Raw genomic sequence first — 23,021 nt, 5'->3', positions numbered from 1 at the left:
AGACCGCGCCGGGCCAGTCAGCCCCCCTGACCCAACTTCCCCGGGTTCATCAACCCTTTCGGGTCGATCGCTGATTTCAGCGTCTTCATGAGATCGACCGCCGCATCCCCGTGCTCGGCGCGCAGGAATTTCAGCTTTCCGGTGCCGATCCCGTGCTCGCCGCTCGCCGTGCCACCGACGGTAAGGGCACGCTCGACCAGACGCTCGGCCAGACGCTCGGCCTCGGCCAACTCGCGGGCATCGTCGGGCTGGATGATATAAGCCGCGTGATAATTGCCGTCACCGACATGGCCGATGATCTGACCCAACAGAAAGCTGTCCTCGATATCGGCACGCGCCGCTTCGATCTGGCCGGCCAATTCCGAAATCGGCACACAGATATCGCCGGTATAGAGCTCGCTGCCCGGGCGGATCGCCTTGGTCGCCCAGTAGAGATCATGCCGCGCTTGCCAGAGTTTCGTACGTTCCTCGGCATCCGCGGTCCAGACGAAATCTTCGGCACCGTGGTCGGCGGCGATCCCGGCGACAATCTGCGCCTGTTCGGCAACCCAGGCATCGGTGCCGTGGAATTCGAACATCAGGGTCGGCGCGACCTTCATCGTGGTTTTGGAATACGCGTTCACCCCGGCCACAGCGACGGCGTCCAGAAACTCGACCCGTGCCATGGGCACGCCGTATTGCACCGCCTCGATCACGGTTTCGACCGCGCTGGCGGCATCGGGAAAGGCGCAAACGGCCGAAGAAATCGCTTCGGGGATCGGGTGCAGGCGCACGGTGAGTTCTGTGATCACACCCAGCGTGCCCTCGGCCCCGACAAAGAGATGCGTCAGATCATAGCCGGTCGAGGACTTCCGCGCCCGGCTGCCGGTTTTCACCAGCTTGCCGTCCGGCGTCACCACTTTCAGCGCCAGTACATTGTCGCGCATCGTGCCATAGCGGTAGGCCATCGTCCCCGACCCGCGGGTCGAGGCCATGCCGCCCAGTGACGCATCCGCGCCCGGATCAACCGAGAACATCAGGCCCGTCGCGCGCAATTCGGTGTTCAGCTGCTTGCGCGTGACACCTGATTGCACCACCGCCAACCCGTCTTGGGGCCGGATTTCAAGGATCTGGTTCATCTCGCGGGTGTCGATGGTGATGCCACCCCGCGCGGGGATCGTGTGGCCCTCCATCGACGAACCCGCACCGTAGGGCACCATGGGCACATCATTTTCGACGCAAAGGCGCACGATTTCTTGCACCTCACCGACCGTGCGCGGAAACGCGACAGCGTCGGGCATCGCGGCGGCGTGCCAGCCGGTGTCACGGCTGTGGTGGTCGCGCACGGCGTTGGCGGTGGTCAGACGCTCGCCCAGCAGCCCTTGCAGCGCGGTGATCGTATGGGTCAGGTTCACGGATACAGGCTCCCGCTGCCGCGCGGATATTTCGACGATTCAATCTCTTGGCAGGTGATGAACTCCAAGAGCGCGGGTTGCCCCGCCTCGGTCGCCGCGATGCCGCGTTTGATCGCCGGGATGATCTCGGCCACCTCGGTGATGCGTTCGCCGTAGCCGCCCATGGCGCGGGCAAAGGCGGCATAGTCACCGCCGATGTCGGTCGAGCGGTATTTTTCCGTCGATACCGGCATGATTGGCAGTTCCATTGCCATCGAGTGGTTGTTCAGCAGGATCGACAGGATCGGAATGCGTTCGCGCACCGCCGTTTCAAAATCCATGCCGGTAAAGCCGATCGCCGCATCGCCCCAAACGTTGATGCACAGCTTGTCCGGGCAGGCCAGTTTCGCGCCCATCGCCAGCCCCAGACCATAACCAAGCTGGGTGGATTTGCCCCAGCCGATATAGCTGAGCGGCGTGGTCGAGACCCAGAAGGGCGAGAGCTGGTCGCGGGGGCTGCCGGCGTCATGGGTGATGATGGTGTTGGCGACATCGACGGTGTGCTGCAGGTCCCAGAGCACGCGGTAGGGGCGGAACGGCGCCTCGTCGGACTTGAGCTTGACCATCCATTTCTTCATCCACGGCGCGCGGACGCGCTGGATTTCGTCGGCCACGGCGCGCGGGTCGGGGGTCGGCAGGCGGCGGGCGTCGATCTCGGCCAGAACGGCGTCGAGCATCAGCGCGGCGTCACCGACCAGCGCGATTTCGGCCTCGATATCCTTGTTGACGTGGTCGGGGTCCAGTGTCGCATGGATCACCCGCTTGCCCAACGGCATCTCGACGCCAAAGGCGGTTTCGGTGAATGAGCAGCCGATACCGAAGATCACATCCGCCGTATCGAGGAAATGCCGCACGGTCAGCGGCAGGGCCGCACCGCCCGAGCCGAGCGCGAGCTGGTGGTCCTCAGGAAACGCGCTTTTGCCTTCGAGCGAGGTGCAGACCGGGATCGACAGCCGTTCGGCCAGTGCTTTGAGCTGCGGCCAGGCTTTGGCGTAATGCACACCCTGCCCCGCATAGATCACCGGGCGTTTCGCCCCGGCGAGCAGGTCAACGGCCTGCACCACCGCCGCCGGATCGGGGCCATAGCGGGTGCGCAGGACCGGCGTGTAGTTCAGCGGCTCAGGCACGTCATCGTTCCAGATGTCGTTGGGGATTTCGACCAGAACCGGACCGCCGCGCCCGTTCTTGAGCCGCGAAAAGGCGCGGCGCATGATGCTGGGGATCTCGCGGGCATCGTTGATCGGCTCGGCCGATTTGGTGATGTCGCGCATCGAGAGCGTCGAATTATAGTTCGGCGAGACATGCGCCAGCCGCCGGTGATACCCGCCCGGCATGACCAACAGCGGCACCGATTCCGCAAAAGCCTGCGCGATGGCGCCATAGGTGTTCTCGGCCCCCGGGCCCGACTGCATGACAAACACGCCGATTTTCGCGCCGCTGGTCATCCGGCTGATGGCATCAGCCATATGCGCGCCGGTGCGTTCCTGCCGCACGATGATCGGCCGGATATCGGCCATTGCGGCGTATTCGAGCACGTGATTGACCGGATAGCCGATGACCATCTCAACGCCTTCGCGTTTGAGAATTTCGGCGATTGCCTCTCCGACTTTCATGCCACCCCTCCCAGAATGTATACATTGCTTGTCAGTCTGCCTGACAAAAGAGCCCTTCGCAACGGGCCAGATGCTGGCTAGTCCGGCTTCACGGCAGAAATCGGGCACGGGCGCGACCTATTCGGGCCCCTGACACTGATTCGGCGACAGGTTTCCCCGCCGCGGTGTCAGCGCTGCGGTTCACACCGCTGGAAAATCCGCTCAGGTCGGGAATTTCCTGTCTTTTTGCGGTCAGGATCATCGCAAAACCCTGCAAGCCGCCGGAATCAAAGACCGATCCTTGTTTCCGGCTTTCCCGAAATTGCTGCCACGGCCGCCGATGTCGCACGCCCGATCACGGCTAAGATTGAGAATGGTTCATGAAAATTCCTTGTCAGGAGGCCTGCGACATGTACACATATCAGGTGAAGCCCTGCCGCCGCACACTGACAGGTGGCAGCCCGGACTTCGAGGGAGGAAATCAATGAACACCAGAACCTTGGCAACTGCCACGGCCGTTGCTCTATGCCTTGGCCAAACGGCTCTCGCACAGGACTACACGCTCAGCCTCGCGCATTGGGTGCCCGGTACGCACCCGCTGCAGACGCTGGGAATCGAGCCGTGGATCCAGTCGATTTCGGAGGCGTCGGGAGGGCGCATCGCGATCGACATTTTCCCGGCACAGCAGCTTGGCGCGGCAGCAGACCACTATGACATGGCCCGCGACGGCATCGCCGACATCGCCTTTATCAACCCGGGCTATCAGCCGGGCCGCTTCCCCATTCTGGCCGCGGCCGAGCTGCCGTTCCTGTTCGCCAACGCAACGGGCGCGGTGCGGGGCCTGACCGAGTGGTATCAGAACTACGACGATCAGGAGATGTCCGAGACCTACTTCTGCATGGCCCTGACCCATGATCCGGGAACCATGCACGGCAAGTCCCCGATCCTGGTGCCCGAAGACGTGCGCGGCCACACCGTGCGCCCGGCCAACGCCACCGAAGCACGGTTCGTGAACCTGCTGGGCGGCGCCTCGGTTCAGGTGCCCGCCCCTGCGATGCGTGAGGCGCTGTCGAACGGCACCGCCGACATCACGCAAAGCCCGTGGGAGTCGCTCTATATCTTCGGCGCCGACAGTCTGGTCACGCATCACCTCGACATGCCCTTCTACGCGTCGATCAACGCGTTCGTCATGAACCGCGGCATGATCGACGGGCTGCCCGAGGATCTGCGTCAGGTCATGATGGACCATTGCACACCCGAAATGGCCGAGCAGATGTCAACCGGCTGGGCGGGTGCTGAAGCTGCGGGCCGTGAACGCATCGCCGCCGATCCGGCGCACACGATGCACACCCCCAACGCCGAGCAGGTCGCGATGTGGCAGGAAGCTGCAGCACCGCTGACCGAAGAATGGCTGGCGCTGATGGAAAGCCAAGGCCAGGACGGCGCAGCGATCATGCAGGGCCTGCGCGACTCGCTGGCGCGGTATGACGGCCTCTACGGCGAGTGAACCATCGGTCGATCTGACCCTCTGAGCACCGGGCGGAGACCTTCCGCCCGGGCCTTTCTTCTGACGAACGGACGTATCCCTTGGTCAAGATCCTCGAAAATTTCTGCCGGATCGTGGAAATGCTGGCCGGGCTTTTGCTTGGCCTCTGCACGATCCTGATCGTCGCGTCCGCGATTGGACGTTATGCCCTAACCAGCCCGATCCCTGACAGTTTCGACGTCTCGCGCCTGTTGCTGGGAGCCTGCATCATGTGGGGCTTTGCCTCGGTCGGGTATCGCGGCGGGCACATCACCGTTGACCTGTTTGTCGAGATGATGCCCGAACGCGTGCGGCGCTGGGTCGAGCTGCTGGCATGGCTGGTGCTGCTGTTCTTCGTCATCCTGCTGACGTGGAAAATGTTCACCCGCGTTGAAAGTGCCATGCGTTCGAACGAGGCGACATTTGATCTGCGCTTTCCGGTCTGGCCGCTGATGGCGCTGATCTGGGCCGGCACAGCGATCAGCATCGTTACCATTACCGTGCGGATGTTCCTGCTGGCGACCGGCAAGGCCGATCCTGAATTCGAGCGCGACGCCGCGCAAAAGGTGGACTGACATGGCCTATACCGATCTGATTGCCGTTGTCGGCTTCCTTGCGCTGTTCGGCATGATGGCGCTGCGCGTGCCGATTGGCGTGGCGATGGGGCTGGTGGGGGTGTTTGGCTTTGCCGCGGTTCGCGGGATCAATCCGGCGCTGAACCTGCTGGCAACCTCGCCGATCCGCGTGATCACCGACTTCAACCTGACGCTGGTCAGCTTTTTCATCCTGATGGGCATTTTCGCCACCAACTCGGGCATCAGCCGCGAACTGTTCCGAGCCGGGAACGCGTGGCTCGGGCAGTTCAAGGGCGGGTTGGGCCTGTCCACCATCGCCGCCTGTGGTGGCTTTGCCGCGATCTGCGGCTCGTCCGTCGCCACCGCCGCGACGATGACCAAGATCGCCCTGCCCGAGATGCGCCGCTTTGGCTACAAGGACGACGCGGCCTCGGGCGTGATTGCTGCGGGCGGCACGCTGGGCATCCTGATCCCGCCCTCGGTGGTGATGGTGGTCTATGCCTACATCACCGAAACCGATGTGGGTAAGCTGTTCATCGCCGGGATCGTGCCGGGCATTCTGGCGATCACCATGTATATGGCCGCCCTCCTGATCGGTCACCGCAAATCCTTGCCAGCGGGCACGCCGTTCAATCTGGGTGAGGCCATGCGCTCCATGGCCGGGATCTGGGCGGTTGTGCTGCTCTTCGTGATGGTGATCGGCTCGATCTACTGGGGTGTTGCCACCCCGACCGAGGCTTCGGCCATCGGGGCGCTGCTCACCATGATCGTCGGCATCGTGCGCGGGCGCCTGACGTTCCGCCAGATCGTCGACAGCCTGACCGAAGCGCTGCGGACCTCGGTCTCGGTCTACACCGTCCTGATCGGCGCGATCCTGTTTGGCTATTTCCTGGCGATCACCCAATCGCCGCAAAAGCTGACCGCGTGGCTGGTGGCGCTGGATTACGGCCCGATGGGCACGCTGGCCCTGATCCTGCTGGTGTTCGTGATCGCGGGCTGCATCCTTGATTCCATGGCGATGATCATCCTGATGGTGCCGATCGTCTATCCGGTGATCGTGCATCTGGGCTTTGATCCGATCTGGTTCGGCATCATCATCGTGATGACCGCAGAACTGGGGCTAATTACGCCACCGGTGGGGATAAACGTCTATGTGATCAATATGATAGCCAAGGACGTCAAACTGCCGGTGATCTTCCGTGGGGTGCTGCCGTTCATTGCAGCCGATGTGCTCAGGCTGGGGATACTGGTGGCTTTCCCGGCGATTGTGCTTTGGTTGCCGCGCACGATGGGGTGACGGGGGGCGGCTTGCCCCGCCCCTTTCGCCCGCTTAGGACGGGTGCCAGAATGGGAGCCCTCCATGCGCGCGATCTTCCTTGCTCTGAGCCTGTGCCTCGCCTCTCCGGCGCTGGCGCAGGTTGATACGCTCTGCACGCTGGCGCTGGACGCGGGCACCGGCGCGGTGCTGCTGGAAGAGGGCGACTGCGACAGTCGCGTCACCCCGGCCTCGACCTTCAAGCTGCCCTTGGCGGTGATCGGCTTCGACACGGGCTTCCTGCAAGACCCGCTGCAACCGGTCCTGTCCTTCCAGCCCGCAGACCCCGACTGGGGCGGCGAAAACTGGCGGCGCGACACCACGCCCACCGACTGGCTGCTCTATTCCGTGGTCTGGTACTCGCAACGCATCACCCGCGCGTTGGGCGCCGACACGCTGACCCGCTATGCCCGCGCCTTTGGCTATGGCAACGCGGATTTCAGCGGCGACGCGGGTTACGACAACGGGCTGGAACGCGCGTGGATTGCCTCATCGCTGCTGGTCTCGCCGCGCGAGCAGGCCGACTTCCTGCGCGGCCTTGTCACCGACAGCCTGCCCGTCAGCGCGCGGGCCATGGCCAACACCCGCGCCAGCACGCAGCAACACCAGATCGACGGCTGGGTGATCCACGGCAAGACCGGCGGCGCTTATCCCCGCCGCGCCGACCGCAGCTTTGATTACGCACGCGGTTGGGGCTGGTATGTTGGCTGGGCCGAGCGGGGCGATCAGAGCGTGGTCTTCGTCCGACTGACCCGCACGCAGACCCGGCAAACAGAGTCGCCGGGCATCATGGCGCGTGCAGCGTTTCTGGACGGCTGGCCTGCGCTGGTCCAACGCCTGTCGTTGGACTGAAGACGCAAACTGTCGCCGCTGGCTCAGTTGAAGGGGCCCTTGAAGATAAAGAAGGCCCCGGCGAAAATCAGTCCAAAGCCGACAAGGTGGTTCATCGTGATCCTCTCGCCCAGATAGGTGACCGAGAAGACGACGAAAACCGTCAGCGTGATGACCTCCTGCATGACCTTCAGTTCGGCCGCCGAATAGACGTGATGACCGATGCGGTTGGCGGGGACAGCGAAGCAATATTCGACAAAGGCGATGCCCCAGCTGACCAGAATCACGATCATCAGCGGCTTGTTGGCGAACTTCAGATGGCCATACCACGCGAAGGTCATGAAGACGTTGGAACAGATCAACAGCAGGATCGGAAGCAGGGCCGGAGACGTCATCGGGGTATCCTTTGGCACGGAAATAGTCCTGCGCCCTAAGCTCGGTCAGGCACGGACGACACCGCTGAGGCTCCTCTGATTACGGAGATCCCAGACACTGATCAATCAGCTTCTCTACGCGGCTTGGTCATCGGCAGGCGTGGCCCTTGGCACGCGCCGCCCCAAGCCCTGCCCGGCCCAACAAAAAGGGCCCGAGGTTTCCCCCGGGCCCCTGATGTCTCTACCCAGACACGCGTCAGCCCATGTGGATGGACTTGGTTTCCAGATAGTTGCCCAGCCCCTCAAGCCCGCCTTCGCGGCCCATGCCGGACTGCTTGAACCCGCCGAACGGCATGGTGATATCCACGATCATGCTGTTGACGCTCATGTTCCCGGCCTGCACGCGGCGGGCAAAGGAATAGGCGCGCTCGGGGTCCTGCGAGAAGACCGCCCCGGCCAGACCATAGACCGAGTCATTGGCCTTGCGCGCCGCGTCTTCCTCATCGCGGTAGCCGATGACCGAGACGACCGGGCCAAAGATTTCCTCCTGGAAAATCTTCATGCCGGGGGTCACGTCGGCGAACACGGTGGGCTCGATGAAATACCCCTTGTCACGCCCCGCCGGACGCCCGCCGCCGCACATCAGCCGTGCGCCGCCATCGAGGCCCGCGCGGATATAGCCCTCAACCCGCTCGCGCTGGCGATCCATGGTCAGCGGGCCCATCTGGGTGGACGGATCCGCCGGATCGCCCAGCTTGATGCTCTGCACCGCAGGCACGAACATATCGAGGAATTCCTGCTTGCGCGCCTCGGGCACCAGAATGCGCGTCAGCGAGAAGCAGACCTGCCCCGAGATCGGCATCGAGTACATCATCAAGGGCATCATCGCCTTGCTGAAATCGGCGTCCGGCAACAGCACAGCGGCGGATTTGCCGCCCAGCTCCAGCGACACCCGCGCCAGACGCTCGGCACAGACGCCGGCGATATGCTTGCCCGCGGCGGTCGAGCCGGTGAAAGCCACCTTGTCGACCTGCGGACGGCGGATCAGGTAATCGCCGCTCTCGCGCCCGGCGGGGACGAGGTTGAACACGCCCGCCGGCAGCCCGGCCTTTTCGATGCATTCGGCCATGATATAGGCCTCGAGCGGGGTCTCGGGCGAGGGTTTGGCGACAAAGGTGCAGCCCGCCGCCAGCCCGGCGGCGATCTTGTAGGTCAGCAGCACCATCGGCGCGTTCCACGGCGAGATCGCGGCACAAACGCCGACCGGCTCCTGCACGACGCGCGTGGTGCCGCCATCGGCGCGCTTGCGGGCGTCGACGAAGGGATAGCTTTCGATCACATCGGCATAATAGTCGAACAGCTGCGCGTTCTGCGGCGCCAGTTTCTTGGCCAGCATCACCGGCACACCGACCTGTGCGACCCAGGCCTCGACGATATCGTCCAGACGGTCCTCGATGTTGCGGGCGATCTTGCGCAGATAGCGCGCGCGCTCACTAGGCGACAGGCGCGGCCAGGGGCCCTCGTCAAACGCATGGCGCGCGGCATTGACGGCGCGGTCCATGTCGGCGGTGCCGGCCTCGGGGTAGCGCAGGATGACCTCTTCGGTCATCGGCGAGACGACCTCGATCATCGACTTGGACAGCGGATCGACCCACTGGCCGTTGATAAAGAATTTCTCGGGCGACTTGAGCCCGCCTGCCCCGCGCGATGCGGTGGGGTTGTTCATCACGTTCATCGGTGTTTCCTCCCGTTGATCTGTTGAAGGTTCGGGCGTTTGCCCGATCATGACTTCCAGCAGGCGCGGCCCTTTGCGCGCCAGCACGTCCTTGATGGCGGCGGGCAGCGCGCCCGGATCGGCGCAGCGCAGCGCGGGCACGCCCTGTGCCTGTGCGATGGCGACGAAATCCAGATGCCCGATCTCGACCCCGGCAATCGCCTGCGCCTGCGTCTGTTCGGCAATGCCCTTGAGGGCCGCGTAGCCGCCGTTGTTCAGGATCAAAAAGCAGACATCCGCGTCGTATTCCGCCGCCGACCACAGCGCCTGAATCGAATACAGGCTCGACCCGTCGCCCATGATCGCCACCACCGGGCGGTCCTGCCCGGTCAGCGCGGCCCCCACGGCGGCGGGCAGTCCATAGCCCAAGCCGCCCGAGGCCGTGGCGAAGAAGCCGCCGGGCCGGTCGATGGGGAAATAATCGTGCAACGCGCCGCGCGCGCTGGGGGCTTCCTCGACCACGATGCTGTCGGGATCGCGCAGATCCGAGAGCACCTGCATGAACCATTCATTGGTGATCGTGTCGGGCCGCGCCACCCCGGAACATCGCGAAACGCGCGGGTCGGGCGGGGACGTGGTGTCAGTTTGGAGACCAGCACCTCGGCGGCAAGGCGGCAGTCGGCGAGGACCGACATGCCCATCGCCGCCCCCGCCGCCTGCTGCGCGTCATCGGTGATGTGGTAAAGTGCGGTGCCGGGGCGGACATGCTCGAGCGGGCCAGCGAAGTGATAGGTGAAGACCGGTGCGCCTAGCACCAGAACAGCATCCGCCCCGGCCAGACAATCCGACAGCGCGGGTTGTTTGGCGGGCAGAAAGCCGGCGAAATTGGGGTGCGTCTCGGGGAACGAGCAGCGCGGCGACATCGGGCTGACCCAGACAGGCGCGGCCAGTTGCTCGGCCAGCGCGACCACGGCATCCCACGCGCCATCGCGGTCAACGCCGGGACCGACGACGAGCGCGACCTGCGCCGCCGCCTCCAGCCCCTGCGCGATCTGATCCAGCGCCACCGGATCGCCGCCCAACCGCAGCGACACTGCGCGCGGCTCGACCGGCGCGGCCTGTTCGTCCCAGTCGTCCAGCGGCACCGAGACCAGCACCGGCCCGCGCGGCGGCTGCATCGCCATCCAGTAGGCCCGCTCCAAAGCGCGTGGCACATCCGCCGCCCGCGCCGGTTCGATCGCCCATTTCACGCAGGGCTTGGGCATGTCGACCGGGTTCTCGTTGCCCAGAAACGGATCGCCCGGCAGCAGCGCGCGGGTCTGCTGCCCCGTCGTCACGATCAGCGGCGTGCGGTTCTTCATCGCGGTATAGAGGTTGCCCATGGCATGGCCCAACCCCGCCGCCGAGTGCAGGTTCACAAAGCTGGCGTTATCGGTGATCTGCGCATGCGCGTCAGCCATCGCCACGGCCACGGATTCCTGCAATCCCAGCACATAGCTGAAATCGCTGGGCAAGTTGACGAACATCGGCAGTTCGGTCGAGCCAGGATTGCCAAAGATCTTCGTCATCCCATGCGCGCGCAGCAGGTCGAACACGGCCTGCGCGACGGTCTGGCGACCGGCTTTCACGCCGACTGGAGCCGGGCGCATCTGTTCATTCATGTCATTCCTCCACCCGAGCGGCCCTCCCGCCGTGGGAGCCCAAGTCTTGCACGATTCGCCCCCTGCGCAGAATTGCCATGTTTGTTCAAAAGTCATACCCTATGGATATGACTTTAGATGTCCGTTCCGCCCGCATCGTTCTGGCCTGCGCGCAGGCCCGCAGCATCGGCCGTGCCGCGCGCGCGCTGAACATGGCGCAGCCCGCCGTGACCCGTGCGCTGACCCGGCTTGAGGCCGCGCTGGATGCGCCCCTGTTCGAGCGCACGACGCGCGGCGTCGATCTGACGCCCTATGGCGCGGCGCTGTTGCCTTATGCAGAAGTGCTGGTGTCCGAGGCCAGTCAGGCCGAAATCCTGATCCGGCAGATGCGCGGCGCGGGGCGCGGGGTGGTGCGGATCGGTGGCGTTGGATCAGTCGCCAGCGGGCTCTTGGTCAGCGCCATCACCGAGCTGCGCGCCAGCCACCCCGAGGTCGCGTTTGTCGTGGTCGAAGAGCTGGAAGACCGCCTGCTCGACGGGTTGAAAACCGGGCTGGTCGATCTGGCTGTGCTGCCTGATCCGACACTGGACGATGACGTGCGGCTGGCGACGGATGAGACCTTCCACGACCTCGTGCACCCCTATATCCGCGCGGGCCACCCCGCTGCCGGTCGCCCGATAACGCTGGCCGAGGCCGCGACGCTGGACTGGGCGATGCCGCCACAACCGACGCCTGTGACGCGCGAATGGCTGCGCCGGTTCCACGCGCAGCGGCTTGAGCCGCGCGCGCCGGTGCTGCAGTCGCGTTCGGTCCCCGTGCTCAGGGCGGCAATGCTGTCCGGCGATCTGGTGTGCTGGATGCCCGAGCCGATCCTGCGCGCGGATGTCGAGCGCGGGCAGGTCTGCGCGCTGCAGGTCCCCGGGCTGGACTGGCGGCGCGGGTTCAAGATCTATCGCCGCCGCCGGGGCCTGCTGCCGCCCTCGGCAGAGCTTTTGCTCGACGCCCTGCGCCGTCACGCGCAGGCGGCGTGAGGCATCTCAGACCTCGGTGATGGATTTACGCGCCAGCGCCATGAAAGTCGCGCGCTCGTCCTCGCTCAGCCGCGCGAGAATATCGCCCTGCAGATCCCGCACCACCGGCAAGAGCGCCGTGAACAGCGCCTCGCCTTCGTCGGTCAGTCGCACCTCGCGCGCGCGGCGGTCGCGCGCACTGACGCTGCGCGCGACATAGCCCTTGGTCACCAGCCGGTCGATCACCCCGCCGATCGTCGCGCGGTCATAGGCGATCAGCGCCGCCACCCCGGCCTGATCAATATCGGGGTTCACGCGGATCGCATCCATCGCGGCAAATTGCACCGGCGTCAGGTCGAATCCGGCGTCACGCGCGCGGGCCATGAACACCTGAGTCGAGATCTGGTGAAGCCGGCGAATCAGGTGCCCGGCCATGTCATAGGCTTCCATCCGGCTCTCCTGCGCTGCGTGCGGCCTTGGGTAAGGCCTGTTTTACAGGGTCTTGGTGGAAATAGAAAGCATACATATCTTTTTCATTGACCCAAAATGATAAGTATAGCAACTATCTCGGCAACCAGCGCCCGTTGCGGTGCCCAGACGACCAGAGGGAGAGAGTGCATGCAGTTCCATCTCAACGGATTCCGCCCCGGCGATCCCGATATCCGCGCCGCCGCGCCCGGCGCCCATGACCGCACGAACGGGCTGCCCAAGACGGTGGATGTGCTGATCGCGGGCTGTGGTCCCGCGGGTCTGTGCCTTGCGGCGCAACTGGCTGGCGTGCCGTCGATCCGCACCATGATCGTCGAGCCGAAGGCCGGGCCGATGGAAAAGGGTCAGGCGGATGGCATCAACGTGCGCTCGATGGAGATGTTTCAGGCCTTTGGCTTTGCCGAGAAGGTCAAGCGCGAGTCGGTCTGGATCAACGAGGCAACCTTCTGGACCCCCGGCAGCGACGGCGGCATCACCCGCGTCGGGCAGGTTCAGGACGTGCCCGAGGGGATCTCGGAAATGCCCCACGTCCTGCTCAATCAGGCGCGGGTGCATGACATGTTCCTCGATGTCATGAAGAACGCGCCGACCCGACTGGTGCCTGACTATGGCCTCAAGGTCGCCGATCTGACCATCGACCCCGACGCGACCGAGTACCCCGTCACCGTCACGCTGGAGCACACCGCCCCGGGGCGAGACGGTCAGACCGAAACCGTGCGCGCCAACTACGTTGTGGGCTGCGACGGCGCGCGCTCGAACGTGCGCCGCGCCATCGGCGGCGCGCTGCATGGCGACGCGGCGCACCACGCCTGGGGCGTGATCGACATGCTGGCGGTGACCGATTTCCCCGACTGGCGGATGAAGGCCTTTGTGCGCTCGCAGGCCGAGTGCACGCTGATGGTGCTGCCACGCGAGGGCGGGCATCTGGTGCGACTTTATGTCGAACTGGACCGGCTGGGCGAAGATGAGCGCGTCGCGGATCGCAGGATGGATGAGAACACCATCATCGACAAGGCGCAGCGCATTTTTGCGCCTTACCAGCTGGACGTAAAGGAAACCGTCTGGTGGTCGATCTATGAGGTCGGCCACCGCCTGACCGACAAGTTCGACGACGTGCCCCACGACCAGATCGCCACCCGCGCGCCCCGCGTGATGCTGGCGGGCGACGCCTGCCACACCCACAGCCCCAAGGCCGGGCAAGGCATGAACGTGTCGATGGGCGATACGTTCAATCTGGGCTGGAAGCTGATCTCGGTGCTGACCGGGCGGTCCGAGGCGTCGCTCTTGCACAGCTACTCGTCCGAGCGGCTGGCGGCGGCCAAGGGGCTGGTGGACTTTGACCACAAATGGTCGCGCGTGGTGGGGGAAAAGACCGAAACCGAGAAAACAGCGGGCCTGCCCAAAGTGGCGCGCGAGTTCGTCAACAACCTGCCCTTCACCTGCGGGCTGACGGTTGAGTACGCGCCTTCCGCCCTCACGTCGGCAGACGCACGGCAGGATCTGGCGACCGGGTTCGACATCGGCATGCGCTTCCACTCGGCCCCGGTGATCCGGCTGGCGGATGCCAAGCCGATGCATCTGGGCCATTGCGTCGATGCCGACGCGCGCTGGCGGCTGTTCGCCTTTGCCGGGGCTGCGGATACCGGCGCTGAGGGCGGTGCCATCGCTGCGTTGTGCCGGTATCTGGACAGCGACCCGGCTTCGCCCGTCCTGCGGCACACGCCCCAAGGCGCGGATCTGGACTCGGTCATCGACCTGCGCGCCGTCTTCCAGCAAGGCTTCCGAGAACTGGCGTTCGGGTCGATGCCAGCGCTGGTGCGGCCCGCGACCGGGATCTATGCGCTGACCGATTATGAGAAGGTGTTCTGCGCCGACCACAGCAGCGATCAGGATATCTTCGCGATGCGCGGCATCAACCGTCAGACCGGCTGTCTGGTGGTGATGCGCCCCGACCAGCATGTCGCCCATATCCTGCCGCTGGACGATTTCGCGGGCCTGTCCGCGTTCTTTGCGGGCATCCTGCGCAGCGCCAACTGAGCACAAGAAAGGGGGCCAACCGGCCCCCTTTCGCAGTCACAAACCCCGCTGTTTATTGCAGCAGTTCGGTCCAGATCTGGGTGCGCACGTCCTGGATCTCTTGCGAGCAGGGGACGTTGAAATGACCTGCCGAAACCAGCGCTTCGGGGATCACGATCTCGGGCGCGTCGCGCATGTCGGCGTCCATGAATTCTTCGGACCCGGTCACACCATTACCGTAGCGGGCAAAGTTCGACAGCATCGCCGCATTTTCCGGCTGCAGGATGTAATTGATGAAGATCATCGCGTTTTCGGTGTTCTGCGCATCGGCCAGAACGGCGGCGTTGTCCATCCAGACGGGATAGCCAGTCGCCGGATAGCCATAGGCAACATCGGCGTTCTGAAGGCGCGCGCGCATCGTCGCGCCGTTCCAGTAGACACCGGCCAGAATGTCGCCGGCGGTGTAGTTGTCGATCGTGCCGTAATCCAGCGACAGCCAGCTGGGCTTGGCCGCTTCCAGCATGTCGCGCACCGCGCGCCAGGTGTCCATGTTGGTGGTGCACACATCGTCACCGCCGACAGCATAGACGGCGATGGCCAGCACGTCCGACATCTCGGGGATCACGTTGATCCGACCGACCAGTTCCTCGGGCGGGTTGAAGATGATGTCCGCGCTGTTGATATCGCCGGTATAGACCGAGGTGTTCACCGCGATGCCGGTCGTGCCCCACTGCCACGGAACGGTGTATTCGCGGCCCGGGTCGAAATCGACATCGACCCATTGCGGCGCGATATTGCCCCGGTCGGTGACGATCTCGGGGTCGAGCGGCACCAGCAGCCCCTCGGAAATCCACGCCTGCACATAGCTGTGCGTCGGCACGACGATATCAAAGCCGTGGCCGCCCTGACGCACACGGGCCAGTGCGGTTTCGTTGCTGTCAAAATCGGTGATGGTGACTTCAATGCCGGTGTCGGCGGTGAATTGTTCGATCAGTTCGGGGCTGGTGTAGTTGCCCCAGTTATAGATGTTGAGCACACCATCCGCCGATGCGGTCGAGGCCGATGCCACGATCAGCGCCAGTGCCGATACGAGTGTCTTGTTCATTGGTAACTCCCGGTTGGTTGGTTTTTATAGCGGTTTGTTGGATCACCCGCGCTTGCGGGTGATCAGGAAGAACGCCGTCACAAAGAGCAGCGACAGCGCCAGAAACAGCGTGGCAATGGCGTTCATCTCGGGCGTGATGATGCGCCGTAGTTGGCCCAGCATGTAGGTCGGCAGCGTATCCTGTCCCGCCGATTTTACAAACTCGGTGATCACCACGGTATCGAGCGAGATCACGAAGCTCAGCATGAACCCCGCCGCGATCCCCGGCACCAGCAGGGGCAGCGTGATATAGCGAAACGCTTGCCACGGCGACGCGTAAAGATCCGAGGCAGCGGATTCCAGCGTCGCATCCAGTGTCTCAAGCCGCGCCCGGATGGGCAGATAGGCGAAGGGAATGCAAAACGCGGTATGCGCCAGCACCAGATACCCCATGCCGGTATAGCCTGTGTGCACCTTGAGCCACGCCACGACGATCAGCAGCGCGATGCCGGTGACGATCTCGGGCACCATCAGCGGCTGGTTGATCAGCGCATAGATCATCGTCTGGCCGGGAAAGCGGCTGACCCGCGTGGTGCCCAGTGCCGCAGGCACCGCCAGTGCCGTGGCCACTCCGGCAGCCACAGCGGCCAGCCAGAGCGAGCGGATCGAGACCTCTTGCACCTGCTCATTGGCAAAGGCCGCCGCGTACCATTGCAGCGAGAACCCCTCCCACTGCGATTGCGACGAACCCGCGTTGAACGAGAACACCACCAGCACCACGATCGGCAGGTAGAGCATCACGAAGGTTGCCAAGGCGATGGCGCCGAAACCGGGCAGGCGGCGGACGGAAAAGGATTTAGCCACGGCGGCCTCCGTCGTCACGGTTGACAGTGCGCAGATAGGCGATCAACGCGATCATCACGATGATCAGCAAGAGCATCGACAGCGCCGCGCCCAAAGGCCAGTTGCGCCCCTGCCCGAATTGCAGCCCGATCAGGTTGCCCAGCATCATCGTGCGCCCGCCCCCCAGCACGCGCGGGGTCACATAGGCACCGATCGAGGGGATGAAGACCAGAATGGACCCCGCCACAAACCCCGGCTTCACCAGCGGCAGGATCACGTGCCACAGCACGCGGAACCGGCTGGCGTAAAGGTCATAGCCTGCCTCGACCAGCCGGAAATCCAGCTTGTCCATCGCGGCATAGAGCGGCAGCACCATCAGCGGCAGAAACACATAGGCCATGCCCAGAAGGATGGCGAAATCGCTGTACAGCATCTGCACCGGCTCGCTGACGATGCCCAGTCCCATCAGCACGGTGTTGAGCAGACCCGTACCCCGGATCAGTTCCTGAATGGCAAAGGTGCGGATCAGAAGGTTGGTCCAGAACGGAATGGTGATCAGGAACAGCCACAGCGCGCGGCGGTGCGGCGGGCGGGTGGCGATGAACCACGCCGTCGGAAAGCCCAGCACGGCGCAGATCACGGTGGTCTGCATCGACAGCCAGACCGTGCGCCAGAACACCGACAGGTTGCCCCAGTTCCAGCTGACATTCTCAGGGTCGAAAATGTCGCGCGACCAGAAGACCTTGAACCAGCCATCCAGCGAGAAATCCCACGCCACGCCGCCCATGTTGCCGGGGCTGAGGAAGGAATAGACGGCGACGATGATCAACGGGCCCGAGGCTGCGAGGATCAACACCGCAAGCGCAGGCGCGTTGAGCGCCCATTTCCAGCCGTGGCGCTCCTGCGGTTCGCCCTCGGGGGCCGGGTCGGGGTTTTGGGCTGCCATGCGCTCAGCTCCTCAGCACGCGCAGGGTGCCCGCGCCAAGGGTGATGCCCACCGGCGTGCCGGGTTGCGGTACGGGCAGATCGGCGGTGTTCTGACGGCGCAGGATAAAGTCCTGCCCGTCGGACAGCGTCAGATGCAGATGCGTGTCGGTGCCGAAGAACACGCTTGAAGCCACCGTGCCCGACAGCATCCCGCTGCCCGGCTCGCCCAGCACCGCCTGCTCGGGGCGCACCACGGCGGTGACCGTCTCGCCGATCACGGGCAGATAGCCTGCGGGCAGTCGCGCCTCGGCTGACTGGCCGCCCGGCAGGGTCAGCGTCGCGACGTCGCCGCTGATCGCGGTGACGGGAAGGTCGAGGAAATTGGTATCGCCGATGAAATCCGCGACAAACCGCTCGGCAGGCGCGTGGTAGATGTCATGCGGCGTTCCCAGTTGCAGGATACGTCCGGCGCTCATCACCGCGATGCGGTCGGACATGGTCAGAGCTTCTTCCTGATCATGGGTGACGAAGACAAAGGTGATGCCGGTCTCGGTTTGCAGGCGTTTCAGCTCGCTCTGCATCTCCTTGCGCAGCTTGAGGTCCAGCGCGCTCAGCGGCTCGTCCAGCAACAACACGCGCGGACGCGGCGCCAGCGCGCGTGCCAAGGCGACCCGCTGTTGCTGACCGCCGGAGATCTCGCTGGGTTTGCGGTCGGCCATCGGTTCCATGCGCACCAGCCGCAGCATCTCGGCCACCGTTTTGTCCACCTCGCTGCGCGATTTGCCCAGCATCTTCAGGCCAAAGCCGATGTTCTGCGCCACGGTCATGTGGGGAAACAGCGCGTAGGACTGAAACACGGTGTTGACCGGGCGGGCATTGGGCCCTTTGCCCGCCATCTCTTCGCCCGCAATCTTGAGCGTGCCGCCGGTGGGGTGCTCGAACCCGGCGATCATCCGCAACAGCGTGGTCTTGCCGCAGCCCGAGGGGCCCAGCAGCGTAAAGAACTCGCCGGTGTCGATGCTCAGGTTGATATCGGTCAGCGCCCGAAAGGCCGAGGCCCCCTGCCCGAAAACCTTGCTCAGTCCGGCGATCTCGATTTCTTGGGTCATTCACCCTCCCAGACGACGCGACCGCCGCAAATGGTTTTCGCAACCTGCATTGCGCCGATCTGATCGACCGGCACGGATTCGATGTCATCCGACAGGATCACCACATCGCCCAGATACCCCGGACGCAGGCAGCCCTTGCGATCCTCGGTATGCTCGGCATAGGCACCGCCGGTGGTATAGGCCGCCAGCACGTCAAGCAGCGGGATGCGCTGATCGCGCGCGCCCTCATAGGTGGGGCGCGTCATCGCCGCCTGAATGCCGCGCAACGGGTTCACATCGGCCACCGGCCAGTCCGACGCGAAGGCAAGCTTCGCCCCCGCCTCGGCCAGATCGCGGCACAGATAGGCATCGACCCAGCGGTCGCGGGCGATCTTGTCCATGGTCGGAAAAACCGGGAAATCCATCGAGCCGGGCGCATGCACCGGCTGGACCGAGGCAACGACGCCCAGCTCGGCCAGACGCGGGACGTCCTGACGGTTGATCAGCTCGATATGCTCGATCCGGTGGCGCGAGTCGCGTTTGCCATTGGCCTTGCGCGCGGCCTCATAGCCGTCGAGCACGCGGCGGACGGCCCCGTCACCGATGGCATGGACCGCGATCTGCAGGCCGCGTCGGTCGGCCTCGACCGCAATCTCCTTGAACCGCGCGTCGCTGTGCAACGCGTCGCCTTTCCAGCCGGGCGTGGCAGGATAGTCATCGACCAGAACGGCGGTTTCGCTGTCGATCACGCCGTCCATGAACAGCTTGACGAACCCCGAGGACAGCCAGTCATCGTTGAACTCGGCGCTGAGCACGCTGGCCTGTTCCAGATCGGCAGGCGTGCGGTGCGGGCGGTAGTGGAACGGCACGCGCACGCGGGCGGTCAGACGGCCCTGACGGCGCAGTTCGGACAGCACCAGCAGCGTGTAGCGGTTGCCATCCATATTCACCAGCGAGGTGAAGCCATGCTTGGCACAATGCTTCAACCCGCGCTCCATAGGCTCCAGATCGCGCATCAGGTCGGCGTAGCCGGGCATCGGATTGGGCTCTTCGCCCGTGGCAATCCCCGCCGAGATCCGTTCTTCGCCGCTCAGGGCCAGCACCGGCTCGAAAGCGTTGAACTCGCGCAGCTCGCCCGCAGCAAGCCCATCCTCTGCCATGACAATCTCATTGCCCGTGGGCAGGTCGCGGCCCTGCAGGATGCCCGCCATTTCCAGCGCCTTGGTGTTGGCCCAGGCGGTGTGGTGGTCGGCAGCGCTCAGCAGCACCGGGCGGTCGGCGACGATGGCGTCAAGGTCGTGGCGGGTCAGCGAGCGGCCATAAATGGCGTAATCACACCCCTGCCCCCGGATCACCGGCACATCGGGGTTGGCGGCGGCATAGGCGGTCAGCGCGGCGCCCAGCGCCTCGGGGCCTTCGACGCCCAGCAATTGCAGATGCGCCAGTTCGTTGCCCGCCATGAACAGATGCAGGTGGCTTTCAATGAAACCGGGCAGGACCGTGGCCCCGCCCGCGTCGATCATCCGGCAGCCCGGACCGGCCAGTGCGGTGATGCTCGCCGTGTCGCCCACCGCCATGATCTGATCGCCTTGCAGCGCGACCGCTTCGGCGCGGGGGTGGCGTGCGTCCATCGTCAATACGCGGCCATTCGTGATGATCAGCGTCGCCAGTGCCATGCCTGAAATACTCATTTCCGTTGCTCCGACTCAAACTTGAGCAACATTTTGATCAAATTGCAACCCTGCTGACGGCCCGACTGCAGGGACCGGGACGCGCGGTGCGCCCATCGCCGCGAAAAGCGGCACTGCCCCGATCGGGCGGTTTCCCGAGACCTCACGGCAAGGTGCGCGCAAGCCAGGGGCGCTGGCCGCTGGCCCATCTCGACCTCCGCACAGACCGCCCCTATCTAGAGTCCACAACGGGGTCTTTTTCCACCCCAAGGCACCCAAAGGTGCCGGTCACACAGGACGCAAAGCCATGAACAACGGTGAGAAAACGGTGCTGGTCCTTCAGGGCGGCGGCGCGCTGGGGGCGTATCAGGCCGGGGCCTACGAGATCCTTGCAGCGGGCGGATACCAGCCGGACTGGGTCGCTGGCATCTCGATCGGCGCGATCAATGCAGCGCTGATCTGTGGCAACCCGCCAGCCGAGCGCCGCGCCAGCCTGACCGCGTTCTGGGAAACGATCACGTCGGAATTGCGCGCGCCGCTCTGGCTGGGCGGTGACGCAGCGCGCCGGGCCTATACCGAAGCGGCCGCGCTGGCCGTTGCCTCGACCGGGGTGCCCGGTTTCTTCCGTCCCCGCCCGCTGCCCGCCTTCTGGCCGATGCTCGATCACCCCGCCGCCAGCCTTTATGACACCGCCCCGCTGGTTGAAACGCTGCAGGCGCTGGTCGATTTCGACTATCTCAACGACAAGGGCCCGCGCCTGTCTGTCGGCGCGGTCGATGTCGAAACCGGCAATTTCACCTATTTCGACAGCACCACAACGCGGATCGGACCCGAGCACATCCTTGCCAGCGGGGCCCTGCCCCCCGGCTTTCCGGCGGTCGAGATTGACGGGCGGCATTATTGGGACGGCGGCCTCGTGTCGAACACGCCGCTGCAATACGTCATGGAAAGTGCCGGGGAAGAGCCGCTTTGTGTCTTCCAGATCGACCTGTTCAGCGCCCGCGGTCCGTTGCCGCCGGATCTGGGCGCGGTGGCGCAACGGCAAAAGGACATCCAGTATTCCAGCCGAACGCGCCTGACCACCGACCGCTACAAGACCCTGCACGACCTGCGCGCCGCCGCCCTGCGCCTGCGTGACCGCCTGCCCAAGGATCTGCGCGACGACCCCGATCTGGCCGCTCTTTGTGCCATCGGCGGCGGCAGCGCCCGGACGCTGGTGCATCTGATCCACCGCAAGGAACGGTTCGAGACGCAGTCAAAGGATTACGAATTCTCGCGTCTGAGCATGCACGAGCACTGGGCAGCCGGGGCGAAGGACGCGCAGACGACCCTGCACCACCCGGACTGGATCGCGCGGCAGACCGGGCTGGACGGGTTGCAGGTGTTCGATCTGGCCGAGCGCACCCCATGAGCGCTGTCTTGTGCGCCGCGCGCGCGCCATGACACACTCACAGGGCGGTGACACAAGGAGGCGGGCATGATCGCCAATTACGCCGACCACTCGTCGAATGAGCGCACCTTTCTGGCATGGGTGCGCACGGCGGTGGCGATTGTCGGCTTCGGTCTGGCCTCGGCCCGGCTGCGCGACACGCCCGCGCCGCTGTGGTCCGAGGTGCTGATGCTGATCGCGGGCGGCGTGGTGGTGCTGGTCGCCTATCTGCGCATGCTCCACCTGCGCAAACGCATCGACGCGCAGGACAGCTTTGATGATGGCGCGATGGCCAGCGACGCGTTTCTGGCATTGCTGGTCGCCGCCGTCTTCGTGCTGCTGGCGCTGTTCGCCATCCACGTTACCTGACTACATCAGCACCGACCGGATCGCATAGGCCACCGCGCCCAGCGCCAGCACACTGCCGACATAGAGCGCCACAAACCACAGCCAGCGCATCAGTGATACCCGTCGCTGTGTTTCACCTTGCCGCGAAACACCCAGTACGAGAACGCGGTATAGGCCAGAATGACCGGGATCAGCACCACAGCCCCGACCAGCAGGAACTTCAGCGACGCATCGGGTGCGGCGGCCTCGACGATGGTCAGGCCCGGGGGCACCAGATTGGGGTAAAAGCTGACCCCCAGCCCGGCGAACGAGATCACGAAGATCCCCACCGTGGCCAGAAACGGGCGCATAGGGTGGCCGTGGAACAAGCCGCTCCACAGTTGCCACACGGCCAGCGCCAGCAGCACCGGCACGATGGCGCTGTAGAGGCCACTCGGCCAGCCGAACCAGCGCTCAAGGTACTGCGGGTGCAGGAAGGGCGTCGCCAGACTGACCGCCGCAATCGCCACCAGAAACGCCAGCGCCAGCGGGCGCGCGAAACGCTGCGCGCGTTGCAGCGTTTCGCCTTCGGTCTTCAGGATCAGCCATGTCGCGCCCAAAAGCGCATATCCCACCAGCAGCGCCACCGCCGTCAGCACCGAGAACGGCGTGAACCAGTCCCAATTGCCGCCGGCATAAGCCCGCCCCTCGATGGTGATGCCCTGCACCAGCGCGCCCAGCGCCATGCCCTGCGCCAGCGTGGCAACCAGCGATCCGCCCCAGAAGCCGATCTCCCAGAACCCCTGCATCCGCGCCGTGCGGTGCACGAACTCGAACGCCACGCCGCGAAACACCAGCCCCAGCAGCATGGCGATGATCAGCGGATAAAGCGCGGGCATGACGATGGCATAGGCCAGCGGGAACACGGCAAACAGCCCGCCGCCGCCCAGCACCAGCCATGTCTCGTTGCCATCCCAGACCGGCGCGATGGTGTTCATCGCCAGATGCCGTTCCTGTCGGTCCTTGAGGAAGGGAAACAGGATGCCGATCCCCAGATCGAACCCGTCGAGCAGGACATAGGCCAGCACACCAAAGGCGATCAGCCCGGCCCAGATGAAGGAAAGGTCAAAGACCATGGC

Annotated in this window: 21 protein-coding genes; 8 read left to right on the top strand and 13 right to left on the bottom strand. The window is 64.8% G+C overall.

All coding sequences use genetic code 11. The features are described from left to right. Nucleotides 1-17: 17 nt before the first annotated feature. Entirely contained in the window at nt 18-1,394 is a 1,377-nt protein-coding gene (locus tag OKW52_RS07015; RefSeq protein WP_264505090.1) for an FAD-binding oxidoreductase, read from the bottom strand. After that, nucleotides 1,391-3,046, bottom strand: a complete 1,656-nt coding sequence (locus OKW52_RS07010; protein ID WP_264505089.1) for a thiamine pyrophosphate-requiring protein — start codon at nt 3,044-3,046, stop codon at nt 1,391-1,393. Before OKW52_RS07010 ends, OKW52_RS07015 begins: the two co-directional genes overlap by 4 nt. Nucleotides 3,047-3,509: 463 nt before the next feature. Between OKW52_RS07010 and OKW52_RS07005 the strand changes: the two genes are divergently transcribed. The 4 genes from OKW52_RS07005 (at nt 3,510) to blaOXA (ending at nt 7,292) form a co-directional block, all read left to right on the top strand. Next, the gene (locus OKW52_RS07005) at nt 3,510-4,532 is read left to right on the top strand and encodes a TRAP transporter substrate-binding protein (protein ID WP_264505088.1); all 1,023 of its coding nucleotides are present in this window, start codon (nt 3,510-3,512) and stop codon (nt 4,530-4,532) included. A gap of 80 nt (nt 4,533-4,612) precedes the next feature. Next, a complete protein-coding gene (locus OKW52_RS07000) occupies nt 4,613-5,125 on the top strand; it encodes a TRAP transporter small permease (protein WP_264505087.1) in 513 nt (170 codons plus the stop codon). Between the two features lies 1 nt (nt 5,126). Then, entirely contained in the window at nt 5,127-6,422 is a 1,296-nt protein-coding gene (locus tag OKW52_RS06995) for a TRAP transporter large permease (protein WP_264505086.1), read from the top strand. A gap of 63 nt (nt 6,423-6,485) precedes the next feature. Next, entirely contained in the window at nt 6,486-7,292 is an 807-nt protein-coding gene (blaOXA, locus tag OKW52_RS06990; RefSeq protein ID WP_264505085.1) for a class D beta-lactamase, read from the top strand. Between the two features lie 23 nt (nt 7,293-7,315). Here blaOXA and OKW52_RS06985 read toward each other — a convergent pair whose 3' ends face one another. From OKW52_RS06985 to OKW52_RS06970, 3 genes are all read right to left on the bottom strand, one after another. Further along, nucleotides 7,316-7,666 carry a DMT family protein gene (locus tag OKW52_RS06985; RefSeq protein WP_264505084.1) on the bottom strand — a complete coding sequence of 117 codons (351 nt, stop codon included), beginning with the start codon at nt 7,664-7,666 and terminating at the stop codon, nt 7,316-7,318. A 235-nt stretch (nt 7,667-7,901) separates the two neighbouring features. Continuing rightward, nucleotides 7,902-9,848, bottom strand: a complete 1,947-nt coding sequence (locus tag OKW52_RS06980) for an aldehyde dehydrogenase family protein (protein ID WP_319800496.1) — start codon at nt 9,846-9,848, stop codon at nt 7,902-7,904. Next, a complete protein-coding gene (locus tag OKW52_RS06970) occupies nt 9,749-11,020 on the bottom strand; it encodes a thiamine pyrophosphate-binding protein (protein ID WP_264505083.1) in 1,272 nt (423 codons plus the stop codon). Before OKW52_RS06970 ends, OKW52_RS06980 begins: the two co-directional genes overlap by 100 nt. 101 nt (nt 11,021-11,121) lie before the next feature. On the opposite strand from OKW52_RS06970, the gene OKW52_RS06965 reads away from it, so the two are divergent. Further along, entirely contained in the window at nt 11,122-12,030 is a 909-nt protein-coding gene (locus tag OKW52_RS06965) for a LysR family transcriptional regulator (protein ID WP_264505082.1), read from the top strand. Between the two features lie 6 nt (nt 12,031-12,036). Here the strand turns inward: OKW52_RS06965 and OKW52_RS06960 are convergent, their stop codons facing one another. Then, on the bottom strand, nt 12,037-12,459 hold the full coding sequence (locus OKW52_RS06960) for a MarR family winged helix-turn-helix transcriptional regulator (protein WP_264505081.1): 423 nt from the start codon (nt 12,457-12,459) through the stop codon (nt 12,037-12,039). A 168-nt stretch (nt 12,460-12,627) separates the two neighbouring features. On the opposite strand from OKW52_RS06960, the gene OKW52_RS06955 reads away from it, so the two are divergent. Next, the gene (locus OKW52_RS06955; RefSeq protein WP_264505080.1) at nt 12,628-14,535 is read left to right on the top strand and encodes an FAD-dependent monooxygenase; all 1,908 of its coding nucleotides are present in this window, start codon (nt 12,628-12,630) and stop codon (nt 14,533-14,535) included. A 52-nt stretch (nt 14,536-14,587) separates the two neighbouring features. Here OKW52_RS06955 and OKW52_RS06950 read toward each other — a convergent pair whose 3' ends face one another. The 5 genes from OKW52_RS06950 to OKW52_RS06930 are packed head-to-tail and all read right to left on the bottom strand — an operon-like array spanning nt 14,588 to nt 20,147. Then, complete coding sequence (locus OKW52_RS06950) at nt 14,588-15,619, bottom strand: extracellular solute-binding protein (RefSeq protein ID WP_264505079.1); 1,032 nt, start codon at nt 15,617-15,619, stop codon at nt 14,588-14,590. Nucleotides 15,620-15,661: 42 nt separating this feature from the next. Beyond that, nucleotides 15,662-16,462, bottom strand: a complete 801-nt coding sequence (locus OKW52_RS06945; RefSeq protein WP_264505078.1) for an ABC transporter permease — start codon at nt 16,460-16,462, stop codon at nt 15,662-15,664. Then, a complete protein-coding gene (locus OKW52_RS06940) occupies nt 16,455-17,387 on the bottom strand; it encodes an ABC transporter permease (RefSeq protein ID WP_264505077.1) in 933 nt (310 codons plus the stop codon). Before OKW52_RS06940 ends, OKW52_RS06945 begins: the two co-directional genes overlap by 8 nt. 4 nt (nt 17,388-17,391) lie before the next feature. Further along, nucleotides 17,392-18,477, bottom strand: coding sequence for an ABC transporter ATP-binding protein (locus OKW52_RS06935; RefSeq protein WP_264505076.1), 1,086 nt, complete (start codon nt 18,475-18,477; stop codon nt 17,392-17,394). Beyond that, nucleotides 18,474-20,147 carry an amidohydrolase gene (locus tag OKW52_RS06930; protein WP_264505075.1) on the bottom strand — a complete coding sequence of 558 codons (1,674 nt, stop codon included), beginning with the start codon at nt 20,145-20,147 and terminating at the stop codon, nt 18,474-18,476. The genes OKW52_RS06935 and OKW52_RS06930 overlap by 4 nt, the downstream gene beginning before the upstream one ends. Nucleotides 20,148-20,433: 286 nt before the next feature. Here OKW52_RS06930 and OKW52_RS06925 point away from each other — a divergent pair, with 286 nt between their 5' ends. Further along, nucleotides 20,434-21,537 carry a patatin-like phospholipase family protein gene (locus OKW52_RS06925; protein ID WP_264505074.1) on the top strand — a complete coding sequence of 368 codons (1,104 nt, stop codon included), beginning with the start codon at nt 20,434-20,436 and terminating at the stop codon, nt 21,535-21,537. 66 nt (nt 21,538-21,603) lie between these two features. Continuing rightward, nucleotides 21,604-21,924 (top strand): YidH family protein, encoded by a 321-nt coding sequence (locus tag OKW52_RS06920; RefSeq protein ID WP_264505073.1) that lies wholly within the window; start codon nt 21,604-21,606, stop codon nt 21,922-21,924. Here OKW52_RS06920 and OKW52_RS06915 read toward each other — a convergent pair whose 3' ends face one another. Continuing rightward, on the bottom strand, nt 21,925-22,014 hold the full coding sequence (locus OKW52_RS06915) for a DUF2474 domain-containing protein (RefSeq protein WP_264505072.1): 90 nt from the start codon (nt 22,012-22,014) through the stop codon (nt 21,925-21,927). After that, nucleotides 22,014-23,018 (bottom strand): cytochrome d ubiquinol oxidase subunit II, encoded by a 1,005-nt coding sequence (gene cydB, locus OKW52_RS06910; RefSeq protein ID WP_264505071.1) that lies wholly within the window; start codon nt 23,016-23,018, stop codon nt 22,014-22,016. The genes OKW52_RS06915 and cydB overlap by 1 nt, the downstream gene beginning before the upstream one ends. Nucleotides 23,019-23,021 lie beyond the last annotated feature (3 nt).

It is taken from the genome of Pararhodobacter zhoushanensis, from assembly GCF_025949695.1.
Classification (GTDB): domain Bacteria; phylum Pseudomonadota; class Alphaproteobacteria; order Rhodobacterales; family Rhodobacteraceae; genus Pararhodobacter; species Pararhodobacter zhoushanensis_A.
Note: the sequence above shows the minus strand (reverse complement) of the source record. Positions and strands in the feature narration are given on the sequence as shown.

Bases quoted from the DNA above. Each gene is read 5' to 3' on its own strand.
- OKW52_RS07010 (WP_264505089.1), bottom strand. From the start codon at position 3,046: ATGAAAGTCGGAGAGGCAATCGCCGAAATTCTCAAACGCGAAGGCGTT.
- OKW52_RS07005 (WP_264505088.1), top strand. From the start codon at position 3,510: ATGAACACCAGAACCTTGGCAACTGCCACGGCCGTTGCTCTATGCCTT.
- OKW52_RS06995 (WP_264505086.1), top strand. From the start codon at position 5,127: ATGGCCTATACCGATCTGATTGCCGTTGTCGGCTTCCTTGCGCTGTTC.
- blaOXA (WP_264505085.1), top strand. From the start codon at position 6,486: ATGCGCGCGATCTTCCTTGCTCTGAGCCTGTGCCTCGCCTCTCCGGCG.
- OKW52_RS06985 (WP_264505084.1), bottom strand. From the start codon at position 7,666: ATGACGTCTCCGGCCCTGCTTCCGATCCTGCTGTTGATCTGTTCCAAC.
- OKW52_RS06970 (WP_264505083.1), bottom strand. From the start codon at position 11,020: ATGAATGAACAGATGCGCCCGGCTCCAGTCGGCGTGAAAGCCGGTCGC.
- OKW52_RS06965 (WP_264505082.1), top strand. From the start codon at position 11,122: ATGGATATGACTTTAGATGTCCGTTCCGCCCGCATCGTTCTGGCCTGC.
- OKW52_RS06960 (WP_264505081.1), bottom strand. From the start codon at position 12,459: ATGGAAGCCTATGACATGGCCGGGCACCTGATTCGCCGGCTTCACCAG.
- OKW52_RS06955 (WP_264505080.1), top strand. From the start codon at position 12,628: ATGCAGTTCCATCTCAACGGATTCCGCCCCGGCGATCCCGATATCCGC.
- OKW52_RS06950 (WP_264505079.1), bottom strand. From the start codon at position 15,619: ATGAACAAGACACTCGTATCGGCACTGGCGCTGATCGTGGCATCGGCC.
- OKW52_RS06940 (WP_264505077.1), bottom strand. From the start codon at position 17,387: ATGGCAGCCCAAAACCCCGACCCGGCCCCCGAGGGCGAACCGCAGGAG.
- OKW52_RS06935 (WP_264505076.1), bottom strand. From the start codon at position 18,477: ATGACCCAAGAAATCGAGATCGCCGGACTGAGCAAGGTTTTCGGGCAG.
- OKW52_RS06930 (WP_264505075.1), bottom strand. From the start codon at position 20,147: ATGAGTATTTCAGGCATGGCACTGGCGACGCTGATCATCACGAATGGC.
- OKW52_RS06925 (WP_264505074.1), top strand. From the start codon at position 20,434: ATGAACAACGGTGAGAAAACGGTGCTGGTCCTTCAGGGCGGCGGCGCG.
- OKW52_RS06920 (WP_264505073.1), top strand. From the start codon at position 21,604: ATGATCGCCAATTACGCCGACCACTCGTCGAATGAGCGCACCTTTCTG.
- OKW52_RS06915 (WP_264505072.1), bottom strand. From the start codon at position 22,014: ATGCGCTGGCTGTGGTTTGTGGCGCTCTATGTCGGCAGTGTGCTGGCG.
- cydB (WP_264505071.1), bottom strand. From the start codon at position 23,018: ATGGTCTTTGACCTTTCCTTCATCTGGGCCGGGCTGATCGCCTTTGGT.